The sequence below is a fragment of the Gloeobacter kilaueensis JS1 genome, assembly GCF_000484535.1.
In the GTDB taxonomy this organism is placed as follows: Bacteria; Cyanobacteriota; Cyanobacteriia; order Gloeobacterales; family Gloeobacteraceae; genus Gloeobacter; species Gloeobacter kilaueensis.
In genome coordinates this window covers 1,173,019-1,197,422 of sequence record NC_022600.1, presented here as the reverse complement: position 1 = coordinate 1,197,422, position 24,404 = coordinate 1,173,019, and the positions used below count along the sequence as shown (strand labels likewise).

Here is a 24,404-nt window from a genome sequence, read left to right as displayed (position 1 = left end):
CTGGACGATGAGTAGTGAAGCCGCCCATCTGCGCGACGAGCTGGCCGCCCTCGCCCGCCAGTTTTACGCCGCAGGCTGGATGGTCGGTACAGCGGGCAATCTTTCTGCTCGAATCACCGACGACAGCTTCTGGATTACCGCCAGCGGCAAAGCGAAGGGCAGGCTTGATCGGCAGGACTTTCTGCGCCTCGATTTAGAAGGCACGGTGCTGGAGCGCTTTTATCTTGAGGATCGGCCCTCGGCGGAGACGGCCATCCACCGAACGCTCTACCGGTGCTTTGCTGCAGCCCGCGCCTGCCTCCACGTCCATTCGGTGAGCAACAATCTCGTCTCTGGGCTGGCCCGAGCAGGTACGCTGCACCTGCCGCCGCTCGAAATGCTCAAGGGGCTGGCCGTTGCCCCAGCAGAGGCTCGACTACCGGTCTTTGCCAACCACGACGACGTTAACCGCATCGCCGTCGAAATCAAAGAACGCTTCGCTGCCCAGCCACCCGCTATCCCGGCGCTTCTTATCGCCGAGCACGGCCTCACAGTCTGGGGAAACTCGATCGCAGCAGCGGCGACGCACCTCGAATTGCTGGAATTTATCTTTCAGTATCAGCTTGCCGCCAGGGGCGCGGGCCTCGACATTCCCGAAAGTCCCTTAAGTTGATAGGTAACTGGCTTTAGCGGCAGCCTGAACGAGGTCAGCGCCTGAAAGCCAAATTATAGTACGGTAAATTGGTCAAATTACTGTACTTTCTCTGTTCGGCGTGTTAGCCTGTCAGTAACACAGCTTCAGTTCAACTTCTCCCGTCCGTCTGTCGCACGCTGGGGTTCTGGGTTCCCCACCACTGCAAGGCGGGCGGGTCTTACTATTTAGAACGAACAAAAAGAGCCCGGCATCGGGCTCTGGAATTTCCTGTGCGGTAAGAGGAGGGTTTATCAGTGCAGCGCGAAGCCGAGTTGGGCGAGGGCGGCCCGCAGCCGGTCGCGGCCCGATTAAAGAAGCAGGACCGGCGATGCGCCGGGCGGAATGATGGCTCCAATCGTCGGCGACGGCCATCTGTTGCTGCTGGTAGAAAGCTCTCATCGTCTGGTCGTACTCCTCGATCGCCGGCTCCTGGCTTTCGAGGGGGGCGTAGGTCTCGCGCTGGAGCACGGCCCGAGCCGGCAGGCGTGGCTTGGTCGCAGCGGGCCGGGCCGGGTCCGGGTAGCCCAGGCAGAGGCCAAAGACAGCAAAGACGCCCGGCGGCAACTGCAGTTCAGCAGCCACCTCCTCCGGTCGATTGCGCATTGCGCCGATATAGACTGTGCCCAGGCCCAGCGATTCGGCAGCGACGACGGCATTCTGGGCGGCGAGCGCCGCATCGACCACCGCCATCACAAACATCTCAAGATAATCGAGTCCAGCTTCCGGCAGACCGAGGCGCTGGGCTGTATGCCGCAGCCGGGCCAGATCCGCAAGCCAGACGAGAAACAGCGGGCACTGGCGGATGTGGGCCTGGTTGGCGGCCAGCACCGAGAGACGTTCCTTGCGAGCCGGGTCGGTGACGGCGACGACGCTCCAGGTCTGGAGATTGGAGGAAGTGGCCGCCGATTGGGCAGCGGCGATGAGAACGTCGAGGGTGCCTTCTGGGAGCGGATCCGGCAGGTAGGCGCGCACCGAGCGGTGGGAGAGCAGGTCCAATAGCTGGCTGTTCCAGGGAAATTCAGCCGCAAGTGCGCCCAGTTTTTTGCCGTAGCGCTCCTGCAGGCGCTTTTCTGCCTCGTTCATCGTGCCCTTGCTGGTACGGTTTTTTAGATTACGCTTCTGGGAGCGGCACTCCCCATGGTGAGCAAGCGTTCGCGGGCTGCAGCCAGGGTAGCACTGGTCTTGCTGAAGCAGAAGCGCACGAAGCGGCGGCCCTCCACCGGATTTGAAAAGAAGCTCGATCCTGGCACCACCGCCACGCCCACCTCCTCGATGAGGTAGCGGGTAAAGGCCAGATCGCCCCCTGGCTCGCTCCCCGCGATATCAGCGAAGACATAGTAAGCGCCCTGGGGTGCAAAGTAAGGCAGGCCCACCTCTTCGAGGGTACCAAGCAGGGCGTCGCGCTTGAGGGCGTACTGCTGGGCCAGTTCTTTGTAATAAGAAGGCGGCAGTTGCATCGCGACGACGCCCGCCCGCTGCAGCGGGGCGGGAGCGCCGACAGTCAGAAAATCGTGGACCTTGCGGATGGCAGCTGTGAGGGGCGGACTGGCCAGGATGTAGCCCACCCGCCAGCCGGTGACGCTGTAGGTCTTAGACAGGCCGTTGATCGTGATCGTCCGCTCGGCCATACCCGGCAACGTCGCCAGTGCAACGTGGGTGTGGCCGTCGTAGAGAATATGTTCGTAGATCTCGTCGGTAAAGGCGAGCACGTCCCACTGCCGGCACAGACCGGCGATGAGCGACAGCTCCGCAGCGTCGAAAACCTTGCCGGTCGGGTTGTGGGGGGTGTTGACGATGATCGCCCGCGTGCGGGTATTAAAAGCCCGGCGCAGCTCCGCTTCGTCGAAGCGCCAGTCCGGCGGATAAAGGCGGACGTAGCGCGGTATCGCCCCGGCCAGGATTGCATCCGGCCCATAATTTTCGTAAAAAGGCTCAAAGACGATCACCTCGTCGCCCGGATCGACCGTGGCCAGCATCACCGCCGCCATCGCCTCCGTCGAGCCGCAAGTAACCGTAATCTGCGTCTGGGGATCGACTGCGAGGCCCAGGTACCACTGCACCTTGCGGGCGATCGCCTCGCGAAAAAGCTGGTCGCCCCAGGTGATGGCGTACTGGTTGATGTCGGCTTCGACTGCCTCGCAGGCCGCCCGCTTCAATTCGATCGGGCAGGCAAAATCCGGAAAGCCCTGGGCAAGGTTGATTGCACCGTGGCGCGCCGCCAGCCTGCTCATCTCGCGGATCACCGACTCGGTAAACTGATCAGCCTTTGAGGACGTCTTTTTTTTCTGGCCAGAAGTCATAGATTGCCCTGCAGCAACAAGAACAACGGTAGCCTCATCAGGATACCGTACATGCCAGTTTGTATCTGTGCTGACCAAAGCGGTGTGGTCTGGACGACCAGGGAGTGGACCGACCCGTGCTACGATATGCCCACCAATCGAGCACCTCCGATGAGCCAGGACAGCGGCCGGCAGTTGCTGCGGCTGGACAGCCTCGCTCCTGAGCACGAAGCCTTGATCTTGATGTACTGCCGGAAGTGGTGGCAGTTCGCTTTAAGTTGCAAGTCGCTCGATCGCAAAGAAGCGACAGCGGCAATCCGCGCTGCCTACGCCCTGGCGGAGCTGCCGGAGCCTGCAATTCATTTTTGTGCCAGTCCCCACGCGGCCACCCAGACCGCAATCTTTCGCTCCAGCATCAGTCCCCAGGCGGGATTGCTCTGGCAGCGGCTGAGCTGGGCGCTCGGCGACGCACTGGGCCAGCAGCTGCGCCGTCGATTCAGCCGTGGGCCGCGCCATCATCTGGAGGAAGTGCTCAAAAAACACCTGGCCAACTGCCTGTGGCGCAGCCTCGAAAACCAGCTCGTTGCTGCCCTCGAAGAGCAGGTCCAGAGTCTTTCGATCAACAGCATCTCGCCCACTGGCTGGGCAGCTCTGTGCTGCTACTTCGATTTTTGCTTCAGCGTGCTCGAATGCCCGCACCACCGGGCCACCTGGGCGGCCTTTCGCCAGGTGGTGCAGCACTGCGGCTGGGTCTTTCCTTACCGTCGGGTCTGCCTGGTGAGCGAGCGGCCCGTGCAGCTGCACTTCGACGCCCACGAGCGGTTGCACGCCGAGGGCAAACCCGCCGTTCAGTTTGGCGATGGCTGGAGCCTGTATTCCTGGCACGGCTTTACCCTGCCTGACGCCTATGGCCGCATCCCTCCCTGCGACTGGCAACCGCACTGGCTATTAGAAGAGGACGACCTGCGCCTCCGCCAGGTTCTTCTCGAAGGCATCGGCTACGAGCGGATCTACGGGCGGCTTCCTTCTGAAACGATCGATAGCTGGGGCGATTATCATCTGGTGCGCCTCGACAACATCGACAGCGACGCGATCCACCTGCTTGCCACCAGCCGGTCAGATCCGAACCTCCCGCAGGTCCGGCGCGTGCCCCCCGACTTTCACACAGCCCAGGCCGCCGCCCGCTGGGTTGATCGCCCTTCGCGTCCTGGCTAGTCGCTCAGTCCTGCGCCTTTAAGACCGTCTCCAACTGCTGCCGATCGACCAGCCCGCCCGTCGCCCCGAGGCCGCTCACCGCCACGGCTCCCCAGGCATTCGCCCAGCGCACCGCTTCGATAAGGGAGTGTCCTTCTACCAGCGCCCCCAGAAACCCGGCGCAAAAAGCGTCCCCGGCCCCGGTCGTATCGATGACCCGTCCACCCGGTACCGGTGCCGCCGGCAGGTACACTTCGATTTGCGGCGCATAGCAGTAAGCGCCCTCCGCCCCGAGCTTGAGCACGACCGTGCGCGAGCCGTGCCCCACGAACCAGCGGGCGATCTTTTCTGGCACCCGCTCGCCGCTGATGGCCTGGGCTTCTACCAGGCTCGGCAACAGATAATCGATTGCGCCGAGGGCCGGCAGCAGCACTTCCCAGTTGCCGTCGCTGCTCCAGACCGTATCCAGACTGGTAACGACCCCCGATTTGCGTGCCAGCCGGAGCACAGCCGCCAGATCCACCCCCAGCAACCGCCGCAGCGAATAGTTGCCACCGATGTGCAGGTGGCTGAAGCGCGACCAGTCCAGGTAAGAAAAATCCACCGGAGCGATCGCGTTCCCGCCCCCCCGCGTGCGCAAAAAAGCGCGCTCCCCCGAAGAATCAAGCAACACCACCGCACTTTTGGTCGCTACCAGCCGAGATTGCCAAAAGTACTCCAGTCCGACTCCTGCCCCCCGAAGCTGGGCTCTCAGAAAATCGCCCGCCCCGTCCGCCCCGAGCACTGCCATAAACTGAACCGGCACCCCGAGCCGTGCCAGGGCAATTGCCGTATTGACCCCACAACCGCCCGCCGCCAGAGCGATTGTCTCCACCAGCGCACTGCTGCCTGGCTCAGGCATCGTCTCAGGCACACTCACCAGCACATCGACGACCGCCGCACCTGTACAAAGGATGGTCATTGCAGGCTACTGTTCAACCATGACAAACCCTTCAGCCCCTGATTCAAAGCGATTTGGCCCTGCAAGATTTTTCAGTTCGACGCCTGCAGCGATGCCGGGTAGGCGTCATCCAAGACTACCGGGAAAGCCACCGACTCACCAGCGAACACCCGATGGACAAGCTTGTAAATTGGCCCTTTGATTCCTTCGGCAAACAAGAAGGTCTGCTCGAAATCCGGCTCGCCGTGGAAGACGTGCAGGGTGTGACCACTGAGTTCCACCGCTTCGACCTCGAAGCGAAAGGAACGACTACACTGTTCAGGCTGATGACCCAAAAGCCCCTCAACTTTGAGATCAGCACTCAAAGTATGTGCGCCAGGCTCTGAATGGATCGACAAGACTTGCACCCGCATCTTATGCCCTCCAGAAAATTGCCTGCTCTGTCCAATAGTCTAGAAAATCACGGCGGCTCATGGTGTAGGTAGTGCCTGGTGGCCAGGGGTCACGAACGCACACAGCCCCTGTTTGCTCTAGCCCGTCCACTACGACCATATGCCCGATGCGCTCCCCAGGGGTCCATAACATTGCTGCCCAAGCTCCCGTTGCACACAGAATCTCGAAGACTGCCTGTGGCGTCAATCCCGTGCCGACAGCCCACCCTCCCGTCCATTGCCCGGAGGCAGAAGCCAACTGCTGCATGGTTTGGGCCAGGCTCGTCGGCCAGACTGGTACCCCACAAACCGATCCGATTGCTTGCTGATCAACGTGCAATATGCCCCGCTTGCGCAACAACATCTCGGCACAGGCTGGTCCGCAGTGCAGAGCATCGACCTGACGGACAACCGAGACATCAACTCGCTCGTTCTGGCGAGGCCAGTTTCCTCCTGCGCCCCCCCAGCAACTCTCCCCCATACCCCACCTCTGACAGATAAAGGGCTTTAGCCCGCCGCAAGCCACGGGACTTTAGTCCCCGTGGTGAGGCGCTTCCAGGTTTTAGCCGTTGATTTTGGTGTTACAATACTAATATGATTAAAACCTTCCAATACCGTCTTTACCCCACCAAGTCTCAGGCCAAATCCCTGGTCGCTACGCTAGAGACGTGCCGCAGGTTCTACAACCTCTGTCTGGAAGAACGCAAGATGGCCTATCAACTACAAGGCCAGACAATTACCAAGGTTCAGCAATTGCGTCGGGTCAAACAATACCGCAAATCTCATGCTTTCGCTGCAAAGGTTCACAGCCACGTTTTGCAAGTGGTGGTCGCAGACATCGACAAGGCTTTCGGTGCTTTCTTCCGCAGAGCAAAAGCTGGTGAGACTCCCGGATACCCTCGATTCAAAGGGCGCAATCGCTTCCGCTCTTTTGGCCTCAAAGAATTGGGCAATGGGTTCAAGCTCGATGGTCGTCGTCTGAAACTGTTTGGGGTAGGGCGGCTAGCCGTTCGTTGGCATCGCCCGCTTGTGGGTACCATCAAGACCCTCCGCATCGCCTACAAAGCCGGACAGTGGTTTGGGTCGTTTGCTTGCGAAGTCCAGACTGCTCAGGTAGCTGCTACCGGCAAAGAGGTGGGCGTGGACCTGGGCATCAACAGCTTGATTGCTACCAGCGATGGCCAGCACGAGGAGAATCCTCGCTGGTACCGAAGTGAACAATCCAAACTGCGAGTGCTCCAGCGTTCGGTGGCTCGCAAACTTAAAGGTGGCACGGGTCGCAAGAAGGCTGTGCTGGCGCTCCAGAAACAGCACGCCCGGATTGTGGGCCGCCGTAAAGACTTCCTCGATAAGCTGGCGTACCGCTTGATAAGCAGGTACGACCGGATTGCCCTGGAGGATTTGCGCATCACGAACATGGTGCGCAACCGACATCTCAGTAAGAGCATCCTGGATGCGGGTTGGGGCTACTTCACCCAACGACTCGCGCATTCGGCTGCAAGTGCCAATCGCGTAGTCAGTCTGGTCAGCCCGGCCTACACGTCCAAGACCTGCTCCTGCTGCGGTGCAGTGTTCGAGCATTTAACTCTTGCCCAGCGGTGGGTGGAGTGCAGTTGTGGACTGTCGATGGACCGCGATGAGAACGCTGCTCGGAATATTTTGAGGCTTGGCCAGAGCCTTTGGGCGTCAAGCTCGACAATGGTCGGGTTTGCCCAAGAAGCTGTCGCCCTTTAGGGCGTGCAGAGTGTCACTCCACGTTCTGTCTCCCTGCATCCAGAAGATTTCCAGTTTTTCCTGCCCAAAAATTCGCACCTGCAAAACTGAGAAGCTGCAACTTATCCCAAGGAGCACGTTTTTGTTTTACCGCCGCAGGCGGCAAGTATTGACCCCACAACCGCCCGCCGCCAGAGCGATCGTCTCCACCAGCGCACTGCTGCCTGGCTCAGGTATCGTCTCAGGCACACTCACCAGCACATCGACGACCGCCGCACCGGTACACAAAATCGTCATCGCAAGCTGCCTTAATCCTCTGTCGGTGTACCACCTATCATCGTTGCCGGTTGTTTTGCCGCTTGCTCGCTCCTGGCAGCCTACAATAGGGAACATGATTCGTGCCCATGTGAACAAGGATGGTCGATTGGAGCTACCTCCTGGTCACAGTATTGGTGACCTGCTGGATAAAGATGTGCTGATACTGGTAGCTCCAGCTGCCGGGGATGAATGAGATCCCACCATTAACGCCGAGAAGGTGAAATAGAGCTTATAGAAGGCAAAGCAGTGGAAGCCTGGCGGGCAGGCTCAGGCAAATCTTTCTTGTTCTAGAGTTGATCTGACACGAGTTATTCAGGTGATGAATTCTGAAACTGATCACCATTTGCCCCTACACAGGTGGGACGTAACGCCTCAGCAGGCAATCGAACTGCAGAAGCAACTGGCTTCCCAGGTGGTGCGGGAAGGCAAGTTAGTAGACGTTCATCGGATAGCGGGGGTGGATGTGAGCTTTAATCCCCGCCTGCCGGAAAGTCCAGTTCACGCAGTGGTCGTGGTGCTGGAATATCCGAGTCTGGATGTCGGCGAGCGGCGCTCGGTGAGCGAGGTGGTCAATTTTCCGTATGTTCCGGGCTTGCTCAGTTTTCGAGAAGCGCCGCCTATCTTAAAGGCCATCGCCCAGCTCGAGAAGCGACCGGATCTGCTGCTTGTCGATGGCCAGGGTTACGCCCATCCGCGCCATCTGGGCATCGCTTCCCATCTGGGTTTGCTGTTGGATCTGCCTGCGATCGGCTGTGCCAAGTCGATTCTGGTCGGTCATCCGGCTGGGAATTTGGGGGAGCAGGCGGGCTCAAAGACGGATCTGCTCTGGAAGAATCGGGTGATTGGCCAGGTCGTGCGCACGCGGGACCGGGTGCAGCCGCTCTACGTCTCGGTGGGTCACCGCCTAGACCTTGAAAGTGCCGTCGATTGGGTGCTGCGCTGTGGGCGGGGCTATAGGCTGCCGGAACCAACCCGGCAGGCGCATCTATTCAGCAATCAGGTGCGTAGAGCCATGCTTTGAACGATAGGCTGAAGGTGGGTGAAGCAATACCACCAGGGCCAAAGAACTCCAGTGCTCCTGCAACTTACTTCCTAAGTCTTCTGTCACCCCGTCAAGTCTCCAACACACGCAACCAATCCTGCGCCCCATGTAGCACACGCACAATTGACACACAATCCAGGCGCGGTTGGTAAAAGATAAGATAATTATCAAAGTCCTTGACGCGCCATTTTCGCAGGCCAATCAGCTCGGGATGTCGTAAAGCCAAGGCGACGCCGAGCATGGGCTGTTCTCCCAAAGCGTTGAAGCTGATTTCTGCGTTCGCTAGAAAACGCTCAGCTACATCCAGACCAGCATTTTCAGCAAGATAAACAAAATGCTCGATAAGATCGTCTCTGGCTGCTACGCGCTGAACGATCCTCGGCATCAGCGCTGTTTCTTGCGTGCTTCTAGCTTTGCTAAAGCCGCCTGACGAATGCTGCTCCAATCCGCCGCTGTCAGCTCGATTTCGGGACTGTTAAGCCCCTGCAGCAGCTTGGCTTCAAGTTGTTCTTCTGCCTTGCGTTTTTCATCGGCGCGGATCAGTTCGCGGATATATTCGCTGACGCTGCTATAGCGCCCTTGGGCAATCTGTCTATCGACAAACTGTTTGAGAGGTTCAGGTAAAGAAATGTTCATGCTTTGCATGAGGCACCTCCTATTGCACTATCGTCACACGAATGTCACAAAATAGCAAGAGATAACATAAAATGGCATAGATCAGGGAATAGCGTAACAAATCAGCGCTACAGATCATTCCTCCTGGGTTCCGGCTGCCGGAGCCGACCCGGCAGGCGCATCTATTTAGCAATCAGGTGCGCAGGTCGGCGTCCTGAGAATAGCTGAGCTGCACGCCCAGGCCCGGCGTGTCGGGCACTGAGAGAAAGCCGTCTTTGAGGATGAATCCGCCGGTGGCGATGTCGCGGGCCAGATCGAGGCTGCCGTCGAGGTCGAGGTAGCGGGTGGCCGGGCAGGCGAGGGCAGTATGAAGGGCAGCGGTGATGCTGATGAGGCTCTCGTCCATGCAGCCCCACATAAGAGCAATGCCCGCCAGCTCCGCCAGGTGGGCGATCTGCAGGGCTGGAGTGATGCCGCCGCACTTCATCAATTTGATGTTGAAGATGCCGCAGGCGGCGGGAGGAGTGAGCCACCTCAAGGCGTCGTGGGCGTCGAGCAGGCTCTCGTCGAGGGCAATCTGGGAGCGGATCGCGTCGGGGAGGGTGCGCAGAGATTCGGCCAGGTGGGCGGCTACAGGCTGCTCGATAAATTCGAGATCGAGGGTAGCGGTGCGCTGGACGAACAGTTCAAGTTCAGCGCTGCTGTAGCCCTGGTTGGGATCGACTCGCAGGGGAATGGAAGTTCCAACCCGTTCGCGCAGGCGAAAAAGCCGCTCGATGTCTTGTTCTAGATCGTGGCCCAGCTTCACTTTGAGGATGCGAAAGCCCCGCCCCAGGTACTCGTCTGCCTCGCTAAGCGTCTCGGTCAGGGACTTGATGCCGATCGTGATCGATGTGGGCAGCGCAGTATGCACCTGGCCCAGAAGGCGAACGAGGGGAATGCCCAGATACTGGGCCAATAGATCGTAAAGGGCAGACTCGATAGCGGCCCGCGCCGCCGGTTGGGCTGCCATTCGCTTAGCGGCCTGGCGCGTGAGGGCAGCTAGATCGCGAATGTCGCAGCCTACCAGCCAGTCGAGGGCACCGTCTAACAGGGCAGTCTCACATGCCTGCTGGGTTTCGCCGGTGACGTGTGCTTCTGGAGCAGCGGCTCCGTGGCCCACAAGGCCAGAAGCGGTGCGCAGGGCTACGATCACGTTTTGAACCCGGTCCACCTGCTTGAAGGCAATCGTGTAGGGGCGGCTTAAGGGAAAATCCTCCACCCAGGCCAGCGCCGCTTCGATCAGCATTCGTCACTCCCGGCGGCGCAGTTCTTTCTTTCCATCGACAACTTTGCTGGCATACAGTGAACGTGTGTAGGGGCGAAAGTCCACCGGACAGTCCGGTTGCAGGTTTTTGACCCTCTCTCGTCCCTCACCTACGGAAGCGTATCATGCCGACTTCGACCACTCCCCTGCCTCGCCCGGCGATTGCCGCCCTGCAGCCGCAACTGGTGCAGTGGCGGCGGCACCTGCACCGTTTTCCGGAACTCGGTTTTCAGGAGCGGGCCACCCATCGCTTTATCGTTCAAAAGCTCACCAGCTGGGGCATCGACGTGCGCGAAGTGGCAAAGACCGGTGTGGTGGCGACGGTGACGGGCCAGGCAGAAGGTCCGGTACTGGCGGTGCGGGCCGATATGGACGCGCTACCCATCCTCGAGCGCAACGGCGTCGATTATGCCTCCGAGACGCCCGGTGTGATGCACGCCTGCGGCCACGATGGCCATGTGACGATTGCCCTGGGGACGGCCTTTTTGCTCGCCCAGCACCGCGAGCGACTGCCCGGCACGGTCAAATTTCTCTTTCAGCCCGCCGAGGAAGGTCCCGGCGGCGCGCTGCCGATGATTGCCGAGGGGGCGCTGGAGGCACCAACTGTCGAGGCGATGATTGGCCTCCATCTATGGAATTCGCTGCCCATTGGCCAGTTGGGCGTTAAGGCGGGTCCATCGATGGCCGACACCGCCCAATTTAAGGTGACGATTACCGGCAAAGGCGGCCATGGGGCGCTCCCGCACCAGACGATCGATGCGATCGTCGTCGGTGCCCAGGTGGTGAGTGCCCTGCAGACGATCGTCGCTCGCAACATCGATCCGTTCGAGCCGGCGGTGGTCACCGTCGGCAAGTTCCACGGCGGCTCGAATTTCAACATCATCGCCCAGACAGTCGAACTGGAAGGGACAGTGCGCTGCTTTGCGCCGGAGTTGGCCCAGGTGCTGCCCGCTCGGATCGAGCAGGTGATTGCCGGAATCTGTCAGGCCCACGGTGCCACCTACGAGCTTGCCTACCGCCGCCATTATCCGAGTGTAATCAACGACGAGCGGGTAGCGGCGCTGGTGCGCTCGGTGGCCGAAGAATTTTTAGGCCCCGATCAGGTGCGGCCTGAGACGACCCTGGGGGGCGAGGACATGGCCTTTTTCCTGCAGAAGGTTCCCGGCTGCTACTTTTTTTTGGGTTCGGCCAATCCGGAACTGGGCCTCGATAAGCCCCACCACCACCCCTGCTTCGACTTCGACGAAGGCGCGCTCGGGCTGGGGGTGGAGCTATTCGTGCGCTGTCTGGAGCGCTTCTGGCAGCAGCCGCTGGATCGCTAGAAGGGCCGGGGGGTTACTTCACGACGGTGATCGTGCCCGTCATGCTCGGGTGGATGTCGCAGTGGTAATTCTGGACACCGGGGGCGGTGAGAACGAGGGTTTTGCGCTCGTCGGCCAGCAGGCGGCTGATGCCTGCGAACCCTTTTGAGTCGGAGGTGACGGTGTGGGGGGCGGGGTCCTTGTTGACGAACGTCACCGAGCCGCCCTGCTTGAGGAGGACGCTAGCCGGTTGAAACTGAAAGCCTTCGATCGTGACGGTCGCACTGGTAACGGGTTTGGGGAGGTCTCGGGCAGTGCAGGGGGCGAGCAGCAGTGGCCCACCTAGTAGACCAATGGCGATGGCAGCGGTGCGGATGGCAGGCATGGATAGTTAGACCCTCAATATCCATTCATTGCGGGTGCTGGCGGTGAGCAGCGCCGCCGGTACCGCCTCCACACTCGCCATCAGCGAGTGGAAGACCGCGCGGATCGCTGTGGCGTGTCCCGCTTCTACCGGCAGGATGCCGCCTGCCGCCGCCTGCAGCGCCGGGGTCTTGAGCTTGCCGAAGGCCGACTGGTAGGCGAGGGCAGCGTCTACTTCGAGGGCGAGGGCCAGTTTGGCGATATTGGCGTCGGAGTCGAGTCCGCCCTCACCGGCTTTGAGATAGGAGGACAGGTCGTAGCTGGGCCGGGGCGGCGTGGGGGTGGCACCGAGGGATTTGATCGCCCCGGCGAGGGCTTCGCGGTGGGCTTTATGGTCCGCCTGGTTGCGCAGGGCGAGGGCGAGGACGGTTTTGCCGACTTCGGTCTGGGACAGTTTGCCCGCCGCCGCGCCGTAAGCCCAGATTGCCTGGCTTTCGAGGTCGTGGGCTGCCTGCAAAATTGCCAGATCACTACTTTCGGCGGCGAAACCGGCCCTGGCAGCTATCAGGCTCAAAGTCCCGGCAGCCCCGGCCAGGACGACAGCCCGGCGCGACGGGTTGCGCGTCTCGTTCTCCATGTTTCGATCTCCTGAATTCTTGCTTGTCTGGTGGACTGTAATTGCATCGTCCACTCAAAAAGCACCGCCCACCAGACTAAAAACTGGTCACTTTCTATCCAGGTTCTGCTCAGCTAAGCCCCTGCAGTTCTCTTTGCCAGAGGATTTCGCGCACGCGGGCGACAGCGGCAGTCAGATGGCGGCGGTAAGTGCTGAAGGGCATGTCGAGCACTTCGGCTGCCTGCTCCTGGCTATCTGCTGGTTGCAGGTAGGTGCGATCGAGAGCCAGATAGGCTTTGCGGTCGCGGGGCGAATCGCGCAGGAGCGCCGCTGCCTCCAGGATCTGTTTTTGTAGAAGGGCAGCAGGTTCGCTCCCCGGTTCGGCAGCGAGCCGATCGCTCACCAGCCGCGAACGGACAAGCGGGTTCTGTTGGAGCAGGTCTGGCCTGGCAAAGTCGCGCAGTGCCTGGCGCACAGCGGCGGTAAAGTCTTCGGCACTCAGCACCAGTACCGGCGTCCGAGTGGGCGGTGCCGATGGCTGGACAGCGGCTGACATCGCCACTTCCCGCTCGGCTAACAGCGACAGCCAGGCCGCCGGTGGGGTGAGCCGCCAGTCGTGGCCGTAGATACCGTAGGTGATCCCGCCGACGGTAAAATCGACTTCGGCAATCCGAATCAAATCGGCGTAGGCGGACATCTTTGCCCACATTTCGGGATTGCGCACCGGAAAGAAGCTGAAGGCGAGCCCGGCGGTCGTCAGGTAGTGGCGAACGATGCTGGTGAGTAGCAGACTCTGCACCGGCGATGGTGAGTGGTAGTGCTCGCGGGTCATCCAGAAACGAAAGTACGTCGCTCCCTCCCCTGGCCTGAGCGGCGCATGGCTTTGCAGGTAGCGCCAGGCTCGCTCCGTCGCTGGATCGAGGTTGCGCTCGGCTTCGGTGGCGGTGTGCAGGGCGAGAGACATCAAAAAGCCCAGTGGCTGGGCCGCACTATCCCGATAGACCAGTACGCTCTGGGGCTGGCAGTCGAGCCAGTGAGCGGCAAGAGCGGCGGAGGCGATCCCCTCGTACTGCTCGACCATCGCCAGCAGGTGGGGCCGATCGTCCGGCTGCACCGGCTCGATCGCAATATGGGTCGGGTGCTGCCACTCGAAGAGGGGTTTCACCAGTGGGTTGTCGCGGTGCAGGTAGATGTAGTCGAACAGCATCTCCTGCTGCCGCTCGCCGCTATCTTGTTGCAGGCGAGTGTGGTAGTAGCGGCGGGCGCGGCTGTGCAGCTCGATATAGCGGTCGCGGTTGCGCCAGCGCAGGTCGGCAGAGAGCACCTCGCGGGCTAGTTCGTGAGGAAATAGACCCGTCTGGGTCGATTCGATAAACGACAATCCTCGCAGCCACTCGAAGTACGGGTACGGATCGGCGACGGCGAGCAACTCGCTCAACAGCGCCTCGGTAGTAATGTGAACGAGCACGCAGGCTTCGAGCGCCTGGCGGTGGAGCAGGCTCGGCAACTCGGCCACGAAGCACTCGATGAGCACCTTGATCACATCCGGCTCGTTCTCGGCGGCAAATTCACCGGTGTGGCCCTGGGCGTAGACATCGGCGACCAGGGACAGAGCGAGCGGATGGCCGTGGGTAAATTCGAGCACGCTGCGATGCCGGGCGGCAGGCACCTGCTGGGCGGCGAGGTAGGTGCGGCTTTCCTCGCGGTTGAAGTTGCGCAGCGAGACAATCTTGAGTAGACTCTGCCAGCCTGCGTCGGTGCGCCACTCGCGGCCAGGAGCGTTCCGACCGGCCAGTACCGTCAGGGCATCTCCCGGCAATTGCGGCAAAAAGGTGTTGCGCAACCAGCGATCGAGGGCGTTCAGCTCTTCGTAGGTGTCAATTAAAAGCACCAGGCGCTCGCCGCTGGTGGCCAGGCGGTTCAGGAACGCATCGCGCCCCTCCTCGCCAAGCGCCTGAGCGAGGGCAGCACCGAACGCTTCAAGTGTCGGATCGAAGTATTTGGCATCGAGGTAGAGCACCTGGATACCCGCACCCGTAGCCAGGCTGGCAAACTCGCGCAGCAGGGTCGTCTTGCCGACGCCACCGGGACCATGGATCCAGAGGACGCAGAAGGGCAGTTCCTGAGCAGCGATTGCGGAGCGAAAAAGCTCACACTCGCCCTGCCTTCCGACAAAGCGGCGGCGACGTGCCTGACGCAAGCGATCGGCAAGGTGCATCCGGCTGACTCCGATTTTAGAAAGCTATGCCGATTGTCGTTCATGCTATCTCGACGCTGCAACTTCCCTACCATCCCTGTAAGCCACAGATACGATAGAGGCACCCATTCATCCACCGAGCGATGGTTTCCCAACCGAGTACCCGTCCGCAACTGCCGGACCACACCCAACTGCCCGAGTCGGACGGATCGTTTGTGAAAAATTTTCAAGAGCATCCCCAGAGCCTTCTGCTCACCGACTCCCTCGAACCGGTTCTGCAGGCTGTTCATCCCGACGGTCAGTACTGCATCGGCCAGGACTGCGGCATCTACTGGCACCTGCCCGAGTTGCCCGAACCGCCGGAGCGGGGTGCTGTTGCCCCGGACTGGTTCTACGTGCCCGATGTGCCCGCAACGTTGAACGGCCAGGTCCGCCGCTCCTACGTTCTCTGGCAAGAACTGGTTCCGCCCTATATTGTGCTTGAATTTGTCTCGGGCGATGGCCTCGAAGAGCGCGACCCCACACCCCGGCAGGGCAAATTCTGGATCTACGAGCGGGTGATCCGGCCTGCCTACTACGGCATCTACGAGGTGCAAAAAGCGAGCGTCGAGATGTACGAGCTGGCTCTGAACCGCTACCGGCGGATGACTCCGAACCCGCAGGGCCGCTACATTATCGAACGGCTGGGGGTAGAACTGGGCATCTGGCAGGGGCAATACCTCGACATGGAATTGCCCTGGCTGCGCTGGTGGAACGCCCGAGGCGAGTTGCTGCCAACCGGTCAGCAGCGCGCAGAAATGGAACATCAAGCCAGACTGCAGGCCGAGCAACGGGCGGCAGCAGAACATCAAGCCAGATTGCAGGCCGAGCAACGGGCAGAAGTGGAATATCAAGCCAGACTGCAAGCCGAACAACAAGCTGAAGCAGAGCGCCAGGCAAAAGAACAGGCCGAGCAACGGGCGGCGGCACTGGCTGAGCGTTTGCGCCAATTGGGCATCGAGCCTGAGGATACTTGAACGCTAGAAATCAGCTGTGCTCAGCTAACTCGCGCTTGGCTTGCTGCCAGAGGGCTTCCAGTTCTTCGATCGAGTAGTGGGATAGCTCGCGATCGGCCAACGCTTCGACCCGCTCAAAGCGCATCAGGAAGCGGCGGTTGGTTGCCCGCAGGGCAGCCTCGGGATCCAGTTTTTGCCAGCGGGCGACGTTGATCAAAGTAAAGAGCACATCGCCCCACTCCTCGGCCTGGCGTTCGCTGCTCTCATGGGCGATGGCCTGGCGCAGTTCGCCCAGTTCCTCTTCGAGCTTGGCCCAGAGGGAGGCGGCATTCGGCCATTCGAAGCCGGCTTTGACTACTTTTGCTGAAATTTCGGCGGTGGCGGCGAGGGCCGGGAGTTGGCGGGCAATCTTGCGCAACTTGGCGCTTAAAGTCGGGGCAGTGGCCTTTTCCTGGGCCTTGATCGCTTCCCAATTGCGATGCACTTCCTCGGCGGTGCTGGCACTCACTTCCCCAAAGACGTGCGGGTGGCGGCGGATGAGCTTGGCGGTGAGTCCCGAGGCGATCTCAGCCAGGGTAAAATCGTCGGACTCACCGAAGATCTGCGCCTGCAGCACCACCTGCAGCAACAGATCGCCCAGTTCTTCGCAGATGGCATCCGCATCCTCCGACTCGATCGCATCGACGGTTTCGTAGGCTTCTTCGACGATGTAGCGGCAGAGGCTTTTGGGCGTTTGCTCCAGATCCCACGGGCAGCCATCTACCGGATCGCGCAGGCGGCGAATCACCTCCACCAGTTCGCTTATCGCTCGGGTAATTGGGTAAGATTCGGGCGGCTCGCCGGTCAGAGGCGGTACGAACAGGCAGCTCAGGTGATCTACAGGTTGGCTGCGATCGAGTTCGACCAGGGGCAGTTCGACGATGCGCTCTTCTTTAGTACCCAGCCGCTGCAACAGTCTGATCGGGTGGCTTTCTGGGTACACCTCCAGTAGCTGCAGCTTGATCTCAGAGGCGATGTGGTGCGAGTAGATCTGGCTTATCAGCAGCGGCTGGCGGGGATTGAGCGTGGTGGGCAACTGCAGCGCATCGAGCAATTGCCACCCACCGTCTCCAGTCGGATCGCGTCTGAGGGCGGCGCTAGCAGCGTCCAGGAAACTGAGTCCCGGCACAAGCGCAATGCGGTAGTCTGCTTCATGGGCCAGCAGTGCCTCGACGGTCGCCTCGGCCACCAGCGGATGACCGGGGACGGCGTAGACCACCGCCCCGTGGGCTGCCGCCGCCTCAAGCACTGCTCCCGTGATCGCCCGGTAGACATCCTCGAAGCGGTCGTGGGCCTCGTAGAAGGCGTCGAAACTGTGAAAAGGAATATCCAGTTCTGCTAAAGCACCTACGGTTGGATGCACCGCTGTGCGCAGGTACACCGGCACGCCGCTTTGGAGTGCCTCCAGAGCCTGCCGGGTGAGATGCTCTGGCGCACCGGGGCCAAGACCGACGATCGTAATTGCTGGCTGCATGGCTGCAGCATAGCCTGATCGCAGAAGGAGCCGATAGCGGCTTGAAAAAAATCAAGTGTCTGCAGAAGCTGACAAAAACACTTCGAGTGTTGCAGGCTGCATAGCTTGTCGCTGTCCGACGGGTACAATTCGGTCGGCGCTTGGAGAATAAGTCATGGTCTTCTCGCCTCGATGGCGCTACTGGTTGGTGGGGCTGGCTGCAACGCTCAGCCTGGGAGCAAGGCCAGTGGCAGCTCAGATCAGTTTTGCGGCGGCCAGTTCTTTTTCGGCTGGACCTGGGCCCGAGTTCGTCGCCAAAGGCGACCTCGACGGCGACGGCGACATCGATCTGGTGACGGTCAACGGTATACCGTACAACACCGTTACCGTCCTCAAAAATAGCGGTGGCAGCTTCAGTGCCCAATCCTTCAAGACCGGTTACAGCCCAGTAACAGCGACCCTTGGAGATTTCGACGGTGACGGCGACCTCGATATCGCCACCGCCAATCCTGCCTTGCGCGGTTCGTATAACACCGTATCGATTCTCCTCAACCGGGGGGATGGCACGTTTGGGTTGCGGCGCAACTTCGATGTGGGCGGCAATATTCCCGTCGCGATCGTCGCCGCCGATCTCAACGGCGACGGCAAACTCGATCTGGCTACGGCCAACTCGGCCTCCGACAATATTTCGGTGCTGACGGGCAACGGCAACGGTACCTTTGCTACGGCCCGGCTGTTTGCGACAGGCAACTACCCGGCGGACATCGTGGCGGGCGATTTTGACCGCGACGGCGACATCGACCTGGCCACCAGCAACGCCGATCAATTTGTTCCGGCAGAACCGAGTACCGTCTCGCTCCTGCGCAACTCCGGCAACGGCAGCTTCACTGTAGCGCGGACTCTGCCGGTAGATGACAAGCCGCTGGAGATCAAAAGTGGCGACCTCGACGGCGACGGCGATCTGGATCTAGTCACCGTCAACCAGACCGACGCAACAATCTCCGTCCTGCTCAATAAGGGAAACGGCACTTTTGCGGCGCGCCGGAACTTCGCTGTCGGCGCGGAGGCACCCTACGCTCTGACTCTGGGCGATCTCGACGGCGACGGCGACCTCGATGTGGTGACAGCCAACGGTCTTTCTGAGAGCGTATCGGTGCTCAAGAACAACGGCAGGGGTAGTTTTGGCGCTCCCTCGCTCAGTGCGGCTGGAGACGCGCTTTTTTCGGTGGTGGCTGCGGATCTCAACGGCGACGGCAAACTGGACGTGGCTGTAACGGACCTGTTCGCCAATAGCGCAGTGGTGCTCCGGGGCAATGGCAATGGCACGCTGGTTGCGGCCCGGACCTTCGCCACTGTCGGTCAGCCCGTGGCGGTCGCCGCCGGGGATATCGACGGCGACGGCGACAACGATCTGCTCGCCGCTACTGAGTTTTCGGTGTACAGCAACGACAGAGACGATGTTTCGGTCCTCACCAACAACGGTACGGCCCAGTTCAGCACCAGTTCGATTCAAGCTGATATCTATCGGCCCTACGCCATTGCAGCGGGCGATCTCGACGGCGACGGTGACACCGATCTGGCAGTCGCCGCTTTTGGCAACGTCTCCGGGACTGGCGATGGCCAGGTTGCGATCTTAAAGAACAACGGCAGCGGCAGCTTCGCTCCTGCTATCTCTGTGACCGTAGCAGACAACCTGGTAACGATTGCTCAGGGAGATCTTGACGGTGACGGCGATCTCGATCTGGTGGTCGGCAACAGGGGCAGCTACCGCGTCGATCTGCTCACCAACGACGGCACGGGCAACTTTGCCGTGCGTTCGCTCGCCGTCAGCGGCAACAGCGAGGCGGTGGCGATTGCCGACTTCGACGGCGACGGCGACAACGATCTGGCCGTGGGCGTTCCTGGCACCATCCACCTGTTTGCCAATACTGGTGGTGGCAATTTTGTCGCTGCCGCTACCCTCTCTGCTAACTCTAACGAATTGACGGCTGGAGACTTCGACGGCGACGGCGATATCGACATTGCCGGTGCCAACACCAACACCGCCTCGGTACTGCTCAACAACGGCGACGGCACCTTTGCTCCCCAGACCACTCTCAAGATCGGGGATTACCTGCAGTCGATTGCCCAGGGAGATCTAGACGGCGACGGCGATCTGGATCTGGTGCTGGCCGACGGAGGAGCGAATGCGGCGGTGGTACTTGCAAACGATGGCCGGGGCACATTTGCCCTCTCGGGACGCTTTGCTGTCGCGGCTGCCGCTTCGCGGGCGATCGTAGTCGCAGACCTCGACGGCGATAGGCGCTTGGATCTTGCCACCGCTAACGAATTCTCGCTCAACGTCTCGGTGCTACTGAACACCAGTCCCTGAGCGGTCACCGTCGCTTAAGCCACGACTAAATACCAATCCAGTCCTGGAGGCGCTGGCGCTGGCGCACCCGGCGCAGTTTGCGGAAGGCTTTGGCCTGGATCTGGCGGATGCGCTCGCGGGAGAGATCGAACATCTTGCCCACCTGATCGAGGGTGCGCTGCTGGCCGTCGCGCAACCCGAAGCGCAACTGCAAAATATCGCGCTCGCGGGGGGTGAGGTGCCGATCGAGCAGGTCGCCCACCTCGACGCGCATCGATTCGCGGTCGATGTAGACGTCGGGCTGATCGGTCTGGCTGTCTTCGATGAGGTGAATCAGCTCGGTGTCTTCTTCTTTGCCGACGGTGATGTTGAGCGATACCGTCCGCCTGGCTGCCCGCAAGATGTGCTCAAGATCGTCCTCGCTCAATTCGAGCGCCTCGGCCAGTTCCGCCTGGCTCGGCGTGCGGCCCAGATCTTGAGCGAGGGAACGGCGTACCTTCTTGACGCGGTTGATCTTTTCGACCAGATGCACCGGCAACCGCACCGTGCGCGCCTGGGAGGCCACCGCCCTTGTGATTGCCTGGCGAATCCACCAGTAGGCGTAGGTCGAAAACTTGTAGCCGCGCTCGTGCTCGAACTTTTCGGCGGCCCGGATGAGCCCCAGCGACCCTTCTTGAATCAGATCGAGAAACGGTACACCCCGGTTGAGGTACTTCTTGGCGATCGAAACCACCAGCCGCAAGTTGGCCTGCACCAGCTTGCGCTTTGCCCACTCGCCGCGCGGCCCGCCCTGGGAGATGGCCCGCGCCAGCATCACTTCCTCTTCTGGCTTGAGCAGAGGAATGCGGCCAATTTCTTGCAGGTAGAGTCCAACCGAGTCTCGCTCGAATGTTGCGCTCTGCCGGGTTTTGCGAACTTCAACTGCCTTGCCCTGTCCTGAATCTGCCACGACCGATACCCCATGCCATAGTGCGATCCCCGTGACCAACATCATCGGGGGAACACAAAGGGACAGTCTACAGTTCTTCGTGTTTTTTAACTGAATGCAACCAATGTTCACCTACCCACAAGTAAAACTCCTATCCGCAGGGAGGGTATGGTGCCGGGGCCGGCTGTGAAACAATAGAGGCGATGCCTGTACTGACTCCACTGCAGCGATCGCTGATTACCTGGCTGTTGCTTGTGGCCGGAAGCTGGGCCGCCTTGCAGGTGCTGGAGTATTTTCGTGAGTTTATAACTATTTTTGTGATCGCCGGGCTGATCGCCTTTTTGCTCAGCTATCCGGTTGCTTTTTTAAGCAAGTACCTGCCGCGCTCGACGGCAGCCTTTGTCGTCTATTCGCTGGCCGGGCTGGTGGTCGCCATTTTTGCGGTGGTCGTCGCTCCCCTCGTCTCCCAGCAGACGGTTCAACTTGTCCGTTCGCTGCCGGATCTGGTGCGTTCCGGTTCGCTGCAGCTGGAGGCATTTTTGAACTGGGCGAGAAAGCTCGGTTTGCCGGTCGATACCGATCAGCTCGTCAGTGAGATGGGCAGTCGCCTGCAGCAGCAGTTGCAGGTGCTCACCTCGCCCCAGTCGCTCGAATTTTTGCTGGGCACCTTCACCGGTGTGCTCAACTTTGTCTTGATCCTGGTCATCGCCTTTTACATGCTGCTGGAGGGACACAAGCTCTGGCAGGAGTTGATCGGCTTTTTGCCCGGACGGATTCGCGAGCGCTTCTCCGAATCGCTCCAGTACAACCTGCGGGGTTTTTTTACTGGCCAGCTGATCCTGGGGCTTTTTATGTCGCTGTGTCTGACGCCTTTTTATCTATTTGTGGGGGTGCCCTTTGCCCTGCTGTTGGCCCTATTTGTAGGGGTAATGGAGTTGATCCCCTTTATCGGAGCGACCCTCGGGATCAGCGTCGTCGTGATTATCTGTGTCACTCAAAATCCGCTTCTGGCGCTATGGGTGCTGATAGGTTCGGTGGTCATCCAGCAAATCAAAGACAACGTGATTGCCCCGCGCATCCTGGGCAACTTCACGGGCCTCAGTCCGGTGCTCATCTTTGGAGCTCTGCTCATCGGCGCAAAAGTCTCGGGTCTTCTGGGGGTGCTGCTCGCCATCCCGGTAAGCGGCGTCATTAAAAGCCTCTACGAGTCGCTGGTTGCCCATCATTCAGAACCGCCTCCGGCCCTGCCCTCGCTGCCGGAACCAACCGCCGGCAGGGGGGATCGCACCGATTCTCCCTGAAGGCAAACAGCCGCTATGATTGGGGCTACAGAGGTAGGAGCTGTGCAGTGCGAGACTTCTGGCCCAGAGCATGGATTGGCGTCGTCTGTGGAGCGCTCCTGCAAGCGAGTCCCCTTTGGGCAGCAGGCTTCCCTGGGGGGGCAGGTGGCTTTTTGCTGGTGCCCCAGGCCCAGCAGGTCCAGAAAATAGATCTCACCACCGGCAAAGCGGCAGTCCGGCTGAATGTGCCGGTGGCAAACGTCTTTCATAACGCTGCTTTTACAGCCGACGGCACCCTGCTGGTGGCGGGCGATGCGTCGGTGAGCCTGATCGGACCGGATGGCCGCCTGGTAGGCCAGTTGGCGCTGCCGGACCCGGTGGTGGAGGCCAACCTCAAAGAAGCCAGTTCCGACATTCCCGTGCTGCAACCGGCCACTTCCCGCAGTCGGCACCTCATCGGCGTCGGCTATAGCCCCCGCACCCGCACCGCTTACCTGGGGGTGCGCGACGAGGAGGTGGTCACCCTCTACCGCATCGACCCCCAGGCCAAAAGCGTCCAGGTCTTCGCCACGATCAAAGAGGTGGCCAACCCCCGCGATCTGGTGGTCACAGCCGACGGCCTGCGCATCTACCTTTCGTCGGTGGAAGTGGTGCCGGAGCCGGCGGGCCGCCTCTATTCGATCAACCCGATTACCGGAGCGGTGGGCGAGCCGCTCGCCGTCGCCTTCGATCCGACCCGGCCCCAGATGGCCACCAGCCGCGACGGCAATTTGCTCTTTGTCCCGGCGGCGGATGAGAGCCTGCTGGTGGTCAACACCCGCTCCAACAGCGTCGTGCGCCGAATCCGGCTTGCAAAGGCAAACCAGAAGGGCGAGCGGCTGCAGCGTGTGCTGAGTACCCCGGACGATCGGCACCTGTGGGTGGCGACCAACCGCAGGCTGGTGCTCTGGGACGCCCTCGACGGTGTGGCGGTGGCCGAGCAGCCCCTCGCCGCCCAGGCGCTCGATGTCTCGATGGGCGAGGGCGAGCGCGTCTGGTCGTTGCACCCGGCGATAGGCGGCAAACCGGCGACGCTGCGCGTCTGGGACGGCAGCCACCTGTTGAGCAACGACACTCCTGCCGAGAGCCTCAAGGAGCCCGAGAAGGACCGCCTGCCTCCGATCGCCCAGTTCACTGAGGCGATAAGCGGAGCCAATCGCCTGCTGGTGGCCGATTCGCCCGTCTCGACGACCCAGAATCTGGGCCTGCCCAGGGTGGCGGTGGTCGGCTTCGATACGGGCGAAGTTCGCTATGGTCGTTACCCAAATATTGCCGATGTGATTAGCGGCGATCTGCTCTGGACGCGCCGCTACGAGATCGTCTCACCGATTCAGGTCAAGTCGGTGCTTGCGAGCCTCGATCTAGCTCGCGAGCAACTGGGCAACGATCCCGAGGCGATTCGCCAGGTGGCGACGCTTTTGGGGGCAGACATCATCCTGGTAGGGGCACCGCTCAGGGTGAACATGCCCAACCGCAACCTCGAAGCGCTCAGCTCGTTTATCAGCCCGATCGCCGCTTTTTTGGTGCCACAATTTTTTTCACCCCAGGTCTTCAGCAAGGCCGAAGCGTTCGATCAAAGCGGCAAATCGCTCTGGAAGGGCGATGTCGTCAACTCCGACAGCGCTTTTTTTGCCGGTAAGACCGACACGGTGCTGCTGGCAAATGCGATGGTGATCACCGCCCACGACATCGCCAACAAATTTTCCAACGGCGTCTACAACGAGATCAAAGCGAACGGCTTCAAAGCCGATCTGCCGCCCTTGCTCAAAAACGACGCCCTCAAGGATGTGCGGCGGGTCGCTCTTTTAGGTCCAGACTCGGCCCTCTTCAACGATGCGACCAACAGCCCCGAGAGCCTCGGGCAACTCATCGCACCGCGCCTCGCCGAAGCGCTGGGCTGGCAGGTAGAAGGCCCCGACGAAGCGCTCTCGCGCCTGGCGGATCTGGGGATCGAACCGGCCCAGATTCTCACCACCGACCCAAAGCTTTTGGCGCGCGCCCTCGGGGTCGATGCGGTGATGCTCGGGCTGGTGCGCAGTTCGACCTACGTCTCCGGCAGTGTGCTTGGCCTCTCGCAGAATGCGGCGGCGGACGTGGTGCTGCAGTTCGAGCTGGTGGACCGCCAGGGCCGGGTGCTCTGGAAGGACATCCAGGTGCGCAACATCGCCGAAGGAGCCGAAGGAGGGGCGCTGCGCCAGGCGGCCAAAGCGGTCGTCGAGCGGTTGCAGATCGGCCTCAAGCAGGCCCAGGCACCGGCCAGCGAACAAAAGCGCTCCTAATTCCCCTTGCGGAGCGGGTTAAATCGAGGCACACTGCTGTTTGCAGCCCATCG

21 protein-coding genes and 1 pseudogene are annotated in these 24,404 nt (G+C 60.9%); 9 read left to right on the top strand and 13 right to left on the bottom strand.

Going from position 1 to position 24,404, the window contains the following annotated elements; translation table 11 throughout:
- Positions 1-7: 7 nt before the first annotated feature.
- Entirely contained in the window at positions 8-652 is a 645-nt protein-coding gene (gene mtnB, locus GKIL_RS05700; protein ID WP_023172486.1) for a methylthioribulose 1-phosphate dehydratase, read from the top strand.
- 272 nt (positions 653-924) lie between these two features.
- On the opposite strand, the pseudogene GKIL_RS05695 reads toward mtnB, so the two are convergent.
- Together GKIL_RS05695 and GKIL_RS05690 are read right to left on the bottom strand one after the other, a co-directional pair.
- Positions 925-1,756 (bottom strand): annotated as a pseudogene (locus GKIL_RS05695) (NADPH-dependent oxidoreductase).
- 23 nt (positions 1,757-1,779) lie between these two features.
- Positions 1,780-2,973: a pyridoxal phosphate-dependent aminotransferase gene (locus GKIL_RS05690; RefSeq protein WP_023172484.1), complete on the bottom strand. Its 1,194-nt coding sequence runs from the start codon at positions 2,971-2,973 to the stop codon at positions 1,780-1,782.
- Positions 2,974-3,123: 150 nt separating this feature from the next.
- Between GKIL_RS05690 and GKIL_RS05685 the strand changes: the two genes are divergently transcribed.
- Entirely contained in the window at positions 3,124-4,167 is a 1,044-nt protein-coding gene (locus tag GKIL_RS05685) for a DUF6745 domain-containing protein (RefSeq protein ID WP_023172483.1), read from the top strand.
- A 4-nt stretch (positions 4,168-4,171) separates the two neighbouring features.
- Here GKIL_RS05685 and GKIL_RS05680 read toward each other — a convergent pair whose 3' ends face one another.
- Together GKIL_RS05680 and GKIL_RS05675 are read right to left on the bottom strand one after the other, a co-directional pair.
- On the bottom strand, positions 4,172-5,107 hold the full coding sequence (locus GKIL_RS05680) for a carbohydrate kinase family protein (RefSeq protein WP_023172482.1): 936 nt from the start codon (positions 5,105-5,107) through the stop codon (positions 4,172-4,174).
- A gap of 71 nt (positions 5,108-5,178) precedes the next feature.
- The gene (locus tag GKIL_RS05675; protein ID WP_023172481.1) at positions 5,179-5,499 is read right to left on the bottom strand and encodes a hypothetical protein; all 321 of its coding nucleotides are present in this window, start codon (positions 5,497-5,499) and stop codon (positions 5,179-5,181) included.
- A 612-nt stretch (positions 5,500-6,111) separates the two neighbouring features.
- Between GKIL_RS05675 and GKIL_RS05665 the strand changes: the two genes are divergently transcribed.
- Positions 6,112-7,251: an RNA-guided endonuclease InsQ/TnpB family protein gene (locus tag GKIL_RS05665; RefSeq protein WP_023172479.1), complete on the top strand. Its 1,140-nt coding sequence runs from the start codon at positions 6,112-6,114 to the stop codon at positions 7,249-7,251.
- Between the two features lie 126 nt (positions 7,252-7,377).
- Here the strand turns inward: GKIL_RS05665 and GKIL_RS24575 are convergent, their stop codons facing one another.
- Positions 7,378-7,527, bottom strand: a complete 150-nt coding sequence (locus tag GKIL_RS24575) for a sugar kinase (RefSeq protein WP_023172478.1) — start codon at positions 7,525-7,527, stop codon at positions 7,378-7,380.
- Positions 7,528-7,867: 340 nt separating this feature from the next.
- Between GKIL_RS24575 and nfi the strand changes: the two genes are divergently transcribed.
- Positions 7,868-8,569: a deoxyribonuclease V gene (gene nfi / locus GKIL_RS05660; protein ID WP_023172477.1), complete on the top strand. Its 702-nt coding sequence runs from the start codon at positions 7,868-7,870 to the stop codon at positions 8,567-8,569.
- A 91-nt stretch (positions 8,570-8,660) separates the two neighbouring features.
- Here the strand turns inward: nfi and GKIL_RS05655 are convergent, their stop codons facing one another.
- The 3 genes from GKIL_RS05655 to GKIL_RS05645 all read right to left on the bottom strand — a co-directional run bounded on the left by GKIL_RS05655 (position 8,661) and on the right by GKIL_RS05645 (position 10,493).
- Positions 8,661-8,975, bottom strand: coding sequence for a type II toxin-antitoxin system RelE/ParE family toxin (locus tag GKIL_RS05655; RefSeq protein ID WP_023172476.1), 315 nt, complete (start codon positions 8,973-8,975; stop codon positions 8,661-8,663).
- Positions 8,975-9,235: a type II toxin-antitoxin system ParD family antitoxin gene (locus GKIL_RS05650; RefSeq protein ID WP_023172474.1), complete on the bottom strand. Its 261-nt coding sequence runs from the start codon at positions 9,233-9,235 to the stop codon at positions 8,975-8,977. The genes GKIL_RS05655 and GKIL_RS05650 overlap by 1 nt, the downstream gene beginning before the upstream one ends.
- A gap of 163 nt (positions 9,236-9,398) precedes the next feature.
- Positions 9,399-10,493 (bottom strand): mandelate racemase/muconate lactonizing enzyme family protein, encoded by a 1,095-nt coding sequence (locus GKIL_RS05645; RefSeq protein ID WP_023172473.1) that lies wholly within the window; start codon positions 10,491-10,493, stop codon positions 9,399-9,401.
- Between the two features lie 143 nt (positions 10,494-10,636).
- Here GKIL_RS05645 and GKIL_RS05640 point away from each other — a divergent pair, with 143 nt between their 5' ends.
- A complete protein-coding gene (locus tag GKIL_RS05640; RefSeq protein ID WP_023172472.1) occupies positions 10,637-11,833 on the top strand; it encodes a M20 metallopeptidase family protein in 1,197 nt (398 codons plus the stop codon).
- A gap of 13 nt (positions 11,834-11,846) precedes the next feature.
- Here the strand turns inward: GKIL_RS05640 and GKIL_RS05635 are convergent, their stop codons facing one another.
- The 3 genes from GKIL_RS05635 to GKIL_RS05625 form a co-directional block, all read right to left on the bottom strand.
- On the bottom strand, positions 11,847-12,197 hold the full coding sequence (locus tag GKIL_RS05635) for a cupredoxin domain-containing protein (RefSeq protein ID WP_023172471.1): 351 nt from the start codon (positions 12,195-12,197) through the stop codon (positions 11,847-11,849).
- A 6-nt stretch (positions 12,198-12,203) separates the two neighbouring features.
- A complete protein-coding gene (locus tag GKIL_RS05630) occupies positions 12,204-12,812 on the bottom strand; it encodes a ferritin-like domain-containing protein (RefSeq protein WP_023172470.1) in 609 nt (202 codons plus the stop codon).
- A 109-nt stretch (positions 12,813-12,921) separates the two neighbouring features.
- Positions 12,922-15,009 (bottom strand): AAA family ATPase, encoded by a 2,088-nt coding sequence (locus GKIL_RS05625; protein ID WP_023172469.1) that lies wholly within the window; start codon positions 15,007-15,009, stop codon positions 12,922-12,924.
- 122 nt (positions 15,010-15,131) lie between these two features.
- On the opposite strand from GKIL_RS05625, the gene GKIL_RS05620 reads away from it, so the two are divergent.
- Complete coding sequence (locus GKIL_RS05620; protein ID WP_023172468.1) at positions 15,132-16,004, top strand: Uma2 family endonuclease; 873 nt, start codon at positions 15,132-15,134, stop codon at positions 16,002-16,004.
- Positions 16,005-16,014: 10 nt separating this feature from the next.
- Here GKIL_RS05620 and yabN read toward each other — a convergent pair whose 3' ends face one another.
- Complete coding sequence (gene yabN / locus GKIL_RS05615) at positions 16,015-17,496, bottom strand: bifunctional methyltransferase/pyrophosphohydrolase YabN (protein ID WP_023172467.1); 1,482 nt, start codon at positions 17,494-17,496, stop codon at positions 16,015-16,017.
- 154 nt (positions 17,497-17,650) lie between these two features.
- Here yabN and GKIL_RS22360 point away from each other — a divergent pair, with 154 nt between their 5' ends.
- Positions 17,651-19,846 carry an FG-GAP repeat domain-containing protein gene (locus tag GKIL_RS22360; RefSeq protein WP_023172466.1) on the top strand — a complete coding sequence of 732 codons (2,196 nt, stop codon included), beginning with the start codon at positions 17,651-17,653 and terminating at the stop codon, positions 19,844-19,846.
- Positions 19,847-19,871: 25 nt separating this feature from the next.
- Here GKIL_RS22360 and GKIL_RS05605 read toward each other — a convergent pair whose 3' ends face one another.
- Positions 19,872-20,774 (bottom strand): sigma-70 family RNA polymerase sigma factor, encoded by a 903-nt coding sequence (locus tag GKIL_RS05605; RefSeq protein WP_051382925.1) that lies wholly within the window; start codon positions 20,772-20,774, stop codon positions 19,872-19,874.
- 182 nt (positions 20,775-20,956) lie between these two features.
- Between GKIL_RS05605 and GKIL_RS05600 the strand changes: the two genes are divergently transcribed.
- Complete coding sequence (locus GKIL_RS05600) at positions 20,957-22,054, top strand: AI-2E family transporter (RefSeq protein WP_023172464.1); 1,098 nt, start codon at positions 20,957-20,959, stop codon at positions 22,052-22,054.
- A gap of 47 nt (positions 22,055-22,101) precedes the next feature.
- A complete protein-coding gene (locus GKIL_RS05595) occupies positions 22,102-24,351 on the top strand; it encodes a YncE family protein (RefSeq protein ID WP_023172463.1) in 2,250 nt (749 codons plus the stop codon).
- Positions 24,352-24,404: the final 53 nt, after the last annotated feature.